The organism is Candidatus Eisenbacteria bacterium (assembly GCA_016867715.1).
Taxonomy (GTDB): Bacteria; Orphanbacterota; Orphanbacteria; order Orphanbacterales; family Orphanbacteraceae; genus VGIW01.
Genome location: VGIW01000132.1, coordinates 1 through 6,361, shown reverse-complemented (window position 1 = coordinate 6,361; position 6,361 = coordinate 1). Strand labels below are relative to the sequence as shown.

General features: G+C 67.4%; 6 protein-coding genes. 2 read left to right on the top strand and 4 right to left on the bottom strand.

Going from position 1 to position 6,361, the window contains the following annotated elements; translation table 11 throughout:
* Together FJY73_13710 and FJY73_13705 are read left to right on the top strand one after the other, a co-directional pair.
* Nucleotides 1-255, top strand: a 255-nt coding sequence (locus FJY73_13710; GenBank protein MBM3321714.1) for a hypothetical protein, incomplete at its 5' end; no start/stop codon positions are given.
* Nucleotides 252-1,673, top strand: a complete 1,422-nt coding sequence (locus tag FJY73_13705; GenBank protein ID MBM3321713.1) for an amidophosphoribosyltransferase — start codon at nucleotides 252-254, stop codon at nucleotides 1,671-1,673. The genes FJY73_13710 and FJY73_13705, both read left to right, overlap by 4 nt.
* Nucleotides 1,674-1,809: 136 nt before the next feature.
* Here the strand turns inward: FJY73_13705 and FJY73_13700 are convergent, their stop codons facing one another.
* From FJY73_13700 to FJY73_13685, 4 genes are read right to left on the bottom strand one after another with little or no spacing between them, the layout of a single operon-like run.
* Nucleotides 1,810-2,979, bottom strand: a complete 1,170-nt coding sequence (locus FJY73_13700) for an ABC transporter permease (protein MBM3321712.1) — start codon at nucleotides 2,977-2,979, stop codon at nucleotides 1,810-1,812.
* A 3-nt stretch (nucleotides 2,980-2,982) separates the two neighbouring features.
* Nucleotides 2,983-4,125 carry an ABC transporter permease gene (locus FJY73_13695; protein MBM3321711.1) on the bottom strand — a complete coding sequence of 381 codons (1,143 nt, stop codon included), beginning with the start codon at nucleotides 4,123-4,125 and terminating at the stop codon, nucleotides 2,983-2,985.
* Nucleotides 4,125-4,820: an ABC transporter ATP-binding protein gene (locus FJY73_13690; GenBank protein MBM3321710.1), complete on the bottom strand. Its 696-nt coding sequence runs from the start codon at nucleotides 4,818-4,820 to the stop codon at nucleotides 4,125-4,127. The genes FJY73_13695 and FJY73_13690 overlap by 1 nt, the downstream gene beginning before the upstream one ends.
* A 10-nt stretch (nucleotides 4,821-4,830) precedes the next feature.
* Nucleotides 4,831-6,072, bottom strand: a complete 1,242-nt coding sequence (locus tag FJY73_13685) for an efflux RND transporter periplasmic adaptor subunit (protein ID MBM3321709.1) — start codon at nucleotides 6,070-6,072, stop codon at nucleotides 4,831-4,833.
* Nucleotides 6,073-6,361: the final 289 nt, after the last annotated feature.

Below are 6,361 nucleotides of genomic sequence, written 5' to 3'. Positions count from 1 at the left end.
CGCGGGAAGGACGACCTCGAGGGGGCGGTCGCGGAGGAGACGCTCCGCTCGCGCGTTCGTCTTCCCGGTCTCGAGCGGGTCCGTTTCGCGACGCTCTGGTTTCTCCGGTTCCAGGAGGCGCGGGGGAGCGAGGCGCTCGCGCTCGGCGAATCGCTCGCGGTGGCGGCGAGCCCGAAGGGAGGCCTTCTCGTGAACCCGCACTATCAGGACTATACGATCGAGCTCGCGGAAACGGGGGAGGAGCCGGCGCGATGAGCGGATGGCGGGAGGAGTGCGGGGTCTTCGGCGCGATCGGCCTTCCGAAGGCGGCCGAGCTCGCCTACTTCGGTCTCTACGCCTTGCAGCACCGGGGGCAGGAAGGGGCGGGGATCGTCGCCTTCGAGAACGGGCGCCATCGCGTGAAGAGGGGAGGGGGCCTCGTCTCCGACGTGTTCGATGCGGACGATCTCGCCGCGCTGGGGGGAAGTCTCGCCGTCGGGCACAACCGGTACTCGACGACCGGCTCGTGCCGGCCGGAGAACCAGCAGCCGCTCGTCTCGCACTGCCTCGGGGGCGTGATCGCTCTTGCCCACAACGGGAACCTGGTGAACGCCTGGGAGCTTCGCCAGGAGCTGGAACGCGAGGGGTCGATCTTTCAAACATCGATGGATACCGAAGTGATCGTTCACCTGATCGCCCGCTCGCGCCGAGAGACGCTCGTCGAGCGGGCTGAGGAGGCGCTCCGCGCGGTGAAGGGGGCATTCTCGCTCGTGTTCTCGGACGGCCGGCGTCTCATCGCCGCGCGCGATCCGGACGGCTTCCGGCCGCTCTGCATCGGCCGGATCGGCGAGGGACTTCTCGTCGCGTCCGAGTCGTGCGCCCTCGACATCCTGAACGCGTCTTATGTGAGGGAAATCGAGGCGGGCGAGATGGTCGTGATCGAGTCGGGAAGGATGCGCTCGATTCCGCTCGACGGAAAGCGGGACCCGCATCACTGCATCTTCGAGTTCATCTACTTCTCGCGCCCCGACTCGACGATCTTCGGCCACCCGGTCGATCCGGTCCGAAGACGTCTCGGACACGTTCTCGCCGACGCCTCCCCGGCCGAAGCGGATCTCGTGATCTCCGTTCCCGATTCGTCCAATTCCGCGGCGCTCGGCTTCTCGGAGCGCTCCGGCATCCCCTTCGAGATGGGCCTCATTCGGAATCACTATGTCGGGCGGACGTTCATCCAGCCGATTCAGCACCTTCGCGATCTTCGGGTGCGCGTCAAGTTCAACACGGTAAGAAGCGTGCTCGAAGGGAAGCGGGTCGTCGTGGTCGACGACTCGATCGTGCGCGGAACGACGATGCGGAAGCTCGTCAAGATGATCCGAAAGGCCGGCGCCGCAAAGGTGATCCTTCGCATCAGCTCCCCGAGGATCCTCTTCCCCTGCTTCTACGGGATCGACACGCCGACCCGCGGCGAGCTGATCGCCTCGACCCACACGGTCGAGGAGATCCGCAAGTACCTCGACGTCGACGACCTCGCCTACCTCACGATCGAGAAGCTGAAGGAGGCGGCCCCCGCCGGTCTCGGCTACTGCACCGCCTGCTTCGACGGCGCCTACCCGATCCCCTTCTCGCACACGCCGTCGAAAGAGATCCTGGAGAACGGGGCGGAATCCCCGCCGGTCCGGGCGGGGGGGGAGTAGGGAAACTGGGGACAGTCACCTATTTCGCGCGACCAGGAAGAAGACAGGGTCTCTTCATGCTTCGAAATAGGTAACGATCCTCGGTTCCACGGCGGCGCGTCTCGCCTTCCGGTCGTTCGCATCAAAGGCGACTCTCTCACACCGCCCGCATCGCCTCGCTCGCCCGTCGCCGGGCGGCGTTGCGGGCGGGGAAGAAGCCGCCGACGATGCCGAGGACGAGCGATGCGAGGAACCCGGCGAGAAGGATCCCCGGCGTGATGCGGAACTGGAAGGCGACCTCGCTGAAGTTGGACCAGTTGGTCGTTCCGGTCGAGACGCCGTGGATCGGAAGGGCGAGGAGGCATCCGAGAACGCCGCCGATCGCAGAGAGGAAGATTGACTCGAGAAGGAACGAGACGAGGATGCTCCCCGGCGAGAAGCCGAGTGCGAGCATCACGCCGATCTCGCGCGTCCGCGCGCCGACCGCGGCGTACATCGTGTTCAGCGCGCCGAAGACCGCGCCCGCCGCCATGATGACGACGAGAAAGAGCCCAAGCGCGCGGATCACGTTCGCGAGCATCTCCGATTGCGCCGCGTAGAACGCATCCTCCCGCTGGACGTCGACCTGAAGGCGGGGATCCGCCTCGACCCGCTTCTGGAGGGCGCCCGCGAGCGCGGGATCGGAGAGACGGAGCGTCTGCGAGCTGAAGCCCCTCCGGTCGAAGGCCGGCGCGAGCGTCTCCCGATCCCCCCAGATCTCCGACTCGAACCCGGTTCCTTTCGCCGTGAAGATTCCGACGACCGTCCAGTCGCGCGCGCCGAAGCGGACCGTCTCGCCGAGCCCGCATCCGGCGAAGCGCTCGGCGATCGGCTTCCCGACGACGGCCTCGAGAGCCCCCTCGCGGTATCTTCTTCCCTCGACGATCCGCACTTCCGGACGGAGCAGAAACGCGCGGTCATCGGTGCCGCGCACGACGACGTTCGACGAGGCGCTGGGGTCGCTTCTCTTCGAGAAGTTCGTCACGACCACGACCTCGCTCGCCGCGAAGGGCCGCCCGTCCGAGAGGCGCGCGATTTCAGGGCCCGCCTCGATGATTCGTCCGGTTTCGCGGGAGAAGCCGGACATTACCTCGCTGTTCGATCCGGCGCGCGTGACGATCGCGTTGTCCGCGCGCCCCGTCGTGACGAGCGCGTGGCGAAACCCGTTCGCGAGGGCGAGCGTGAGGACGAGGACCGCGACGACGAGCGCGATCCCCGACGCCGTCATGAGCGTGGCGGTCTTTCGCACGAAGAGATTGCGGAGGTTGTAGCGGATCGGAACGGCCATCGCTCACCCCGCGTGGCGAAGCGCGTCGACGACGCGAAGCCGAAAGGCGTCGGCCGCCGGAATCGCTCCGGAGAGAAGACCCATCGCCGCGGCGATGCCGAGGGCGCGCGCGATCGTCCCCCCGGTGACGAAGAAACTAGGGAAGAACCCGCCCGCCGTGAAGCCGCTCGCGTCGTAGACAACGCGCGCGATCCCGGCGCCGAGAACCCCGCCCGTGAGCGAGATGAGAAGCGACTCGGCGAGGATCATCCCGAGCACCGTGCGATCCGTGAAGCCGAGCGCCTTCAGCACCGCGACCTCTCGCGTCCTCTCCCGAGCCGCCATCATCATCGTGTTCATCGACACGAGAAGGATCGCGATCACGATCGCGCTCCCGATCGCGAAAACCACCGCGCGGATGTTCCCGAGCATCGAAAGAAAACCGAGCTGAAACGCTTTCTCGGTCTCGGTCTTCGTCTCGGCGGGACTGTTCGCGAAGGCCCTATCGATCGTCCGGGCGACTTCCCCGGCCCGCGCCGGATCGGAGAGCTTGACGACGTACCAGCCGACCTGGTTGAAGCGCCCCATCCTCTCGTTCACGAGATCCCATCGCATCAGGAGGAAGTTCGTGTCGAGGTTCTTTGTCCGGGGGCGCGCGATCCCGCGCACCGTGAGGTCCCAGTTGCCGGGGAAGATCGTCCCGCGTAGGGTGATCGCATCGCCGGTCTTGAAGCCGTACTTCTCCACGAGCTTCTCCCCGATGATGCAGGCGGTCCGCTCGCGGCGGAAGGCCTCGCGCTCCTCCGGCGTGATCAGGTACTCGGAGTACATGGGGACGTACTCGTCCGCGTCGATCGCGTACTGCGCGAAGAAGTTCCTCTCGTCGATGTAGATCCCCCCGAACCAGACACCGTAGGCGACCGCCGAGACTCCCGGGATCTGCGCGAGCCGGTCCTTGTACGAGAGGGGAAGGAAGAACGTGAGCGACGTGGAGCGCCGTGTGATGAGGCGCGCCGCGTCGGCGGTCTCGAGAGAGGCGTCGAAGCTCGTGATCACCGTTCGGATTGTACAATAGAGAAACATCGACACAACAATACTGAGGACGGTAAGGATCGTCCGCCGCTTGCTCCGGAGCGCGTTCCGAAGGATGAAGGGGAAGAAGCGCATCAGGTCCGATTCCGTTCGGCCGACTCGATCAGCACGCCCTTCTCGAGATGGAGAATCCGATCGGCCCGCTCCGCCGCGTGCGGGTCGTGCGTCACCATCACGATCGTCTTCCCGAACTCGAGGTGGAGCCTCTGGAGAAGCCCGAGCACGTCGCTCGCGCTCCCGGCGTCGAGGTCGCCGGTCGGCTCGTCCGCGACGAGGAGGGTCGGGTCGGTGACGACGGCGCGCGCGACCGCCGTCCTCTGCTCCTCTCCGCCGGAGAGCTGGCGCGGGAAGTGGTCCATCCGGTCGCGAAGCCCGACCACCTCGAGCGCGGCCTGAACATGCTCGCTCCGCTCCTTCCGCGTGAGCCCGGTGAGAAGAAGCGGAAGCTCGACGTTCTGGAACGCGGTGAGGACCGGGATCAGGTTGTAGGATTGAAAGATGAAACCGATGTGCCGCGAGCGGAAGGAGGCGAGCGCCGATCCGTCGAGGTCGCCGAGGTCGATTCCGGCCACGACGACGCGCCCCTCGGTCGGAAGATCGATCCCGCTCACGAGGTTCAGAATCGTCGACTTGCCGCTCCCGGAAGGCCCCATCAGCGCGAGGAACTCGCCCGCCCGCACCTCGAGGTCGAGCCGCGAGAGGACCGGAACCTCGATCGCGCCCCGCCGGTAGACCTTGGTCACCCCCTCGAGGCGAATGATCGGATCCACCGCGGCCGCCTCACCGCGCGACCGGCTGCGCGCGCATCCCCTTGCGCGTCCGCGGCGCCGGCTCCGCGACGACCTGGTCCCCTTCGTTGAGACCTGAAAGAACAGCGACCGTCCCGTCCTCCAGCTTTTCGCCGACCGAGACGCCGACCGACTCGAGCTTCCCCTCGCGCACGATCCAGACGAACGACCCGCCGTTCCGCTCGCGCACGGCCGTGGCGGGAATCGCGAGCGTCTTCTTCACGACGACGATCTCCTCGGTCGGCCGGCGCTCCAGAAAGGTCACCTTGACGCCGAGATCGGGGCGGATCCGGTCGTCCAGGGCGAGGAAGCGGACGCGCACGGGGATCGTCGCCTTGTCCCGGTCGGCGGAGGGGTAGATCGCGCGCACCTCGCCGGGGAAGTGGACCTCCGGATACGCGTCGAGCACGATGTCCGCCGGCTGCCCGAGGGAAAGGCGGGCGATGTACGCCTCGTTGCAGTCGACCCCCGCCTCGAGCGTGTGGAGGTCGGCGATCGTGACGACCGCCCCCGCCCGCGCCGTGTTGCTCGTCATGATCGGGCCGACGATCTCCCCGACCTCCGCGTCCTTTCGAAGGACCACCCCATCGAACGGAGCGGTGATGCGGGTCTTGTCGAGCTCGAGCCGGGCGGTCGCGAGCGCCGCGCGGGCGACACCGACCGCCGCCTCGGCCGCCGCCCGGTCGGCGCGCGCGAGGATCGCCGCCGTCGCGGCCCCTTCCGCCTCCTCGTCGCTCAGAAGCCCCTCCGCGAGGAGGGCCTCGCGCCGCGCACGCTGCCTTTCCGCTTCTGTCTCGGCCGCGCGAGCCTGCTCGAGGCGGGCCTCCGCGAGCGCGAAGTTCGCGTCGCCCTCGGCGACGAGGGCGCGGGGGTCGTCGTCGATGAGGCGGGCCACGACCTGGCCCGAATCGACCCGATCCCCCTCCTCGACGAGGACCGCGGCAAGGCGCCCGGTCGTCCGCGCGGCGACCGAAGCCTGGTGCCGCGCCTCGACATACCCGTTCGCCGTGAGGACCGCGCCTCCCGCGTCGGCCGGGGTGTTCCCGCCCGCCCGGACGGGGACGACCGCGACCTTCGCGGGGCGCGCGAGCATGACGAGGAGGGCGAGGAGGACGACGACCCCGACGCCCGCGAGGAGCCACCGCCCCCGCCTCTTCTTTCGACGGCGGGTCTCGTCCCGAATGCGGAGCCGCTCGAGATCGGCCGATGAGGAGCGAGAGGGTTCCGAGCGCATGCGGAAGACTCTACAACGAAGCGGCGCCCGTGTCCACAGAGAGGCAACGCGGTCGATTGGGAGCTACCTACCTGGCACACCTCTTGCGGATTGTACCTGGTACAGTCTCAGGGTTCAGTCTCAGGGGACGTTTCCCTTACGATTCTCTGATTCTCGAGAAAAGGCTTGACGCCCAGTCCGGGTCTCGGGTAGATTTCGCGCGGTAACCTATTTGGTTGCAAAAGATACGGTGTCTTTTTTCCGAAGTTACGTGAGGAGGGTCGGGAGCGTGGGGATCGTGGCGATCGAG